This is a genomic window from Pseudomonas sp. RA_35y_Pfl2_P32, assembly GCF_963970735.1.
Classification (GTDB): Bacteria; Pseudomonadota; Gammaproteobacteria; order Pseudomonadales; family Pseudomonadaceae; genus Aquipseudomonas.
In genome coordinates this window covers 1-726 of the sequence record NZ_CAXAQF010000089.1, presented here as the reverse complement: position 1 = coordinate 726, position 726 = coordinate 1, and the positions used below count along the sequence as shown (strand labels likewise).

Sequence of the window (726 nt, the reverse complement as noted above, 5' to 3'; positions counted from 1 at the left end):
CGATGCGGGCAATGGCCGCCTGGTCGGTCTTCGATGACGCGGCGCACAGAGCGAGCGCGACATCGGACAGACCGAGCTCGAAGAGGCGGTTGCCGCGCCGCGACTGGCAGTAATAGTCGCGCTTGGGCATTGCCCGCGCGATGATCTCGATCTGGCGGTCGTTGAGGCCGAAGCGCCGATAGATCGCCGTGATCTGCGGCTCGATCGCGCGCTCGTTCGGCAGCAGAAGCCGGGTCTGGCAGCTTTCGATGATGGCAGGCGCGATGGCCGAGCCGTCGATGTCGCTGAGCGATTGCGTGGCGAAGATGACGCTGGCGTTCTTCTTGCGCAGCGTCTTCAGCCATTCGCGGAGCTGGCCGGCGAAACCGTCATCGTCCAGCGCCAGCCAGCCTTCGTCGATAATGAGAAGAGTCGGCGAACCGTCGAGCCGATCTTCGATCCGATGGAAGAGATAGGAGAGAACCGCCGGCGCCGCGCCGGTGCCGATCAGCCCCTCAGTCTCGAACGCTTGAACGAACGCCGAGCCAAGATACTCGCGTTCAGCGTCGAGCAGCCGGCCGTAGGGACCGCCGACGCAATAGGGCCTGAGCGCCTGTTTGAGATCGTTCGACTGGAGCAGCACGACCAGGCCGGTGATCGTGCGCTCCTCGACGGGCGCCGATGCCAGCGAGGTCAGCGCCGTCCAGATATGCTCCTTCACCTCGGGCGTGATCGCCACGCCCTCGC

The 726-nt window shown here is 65.3% G+C and carries 1 protein-coding gene; it reads right to left on the bottom strand.

Annotated elements, in window-relative coordinates:
- A partial coding sequence (locus tag AACY45_RS27220) for a TraG/VirB4 family ATPase (protein WP_445261228.1) occupies positions 1 to 726 on the bottom strand: 726 nt, incomplete at both ends.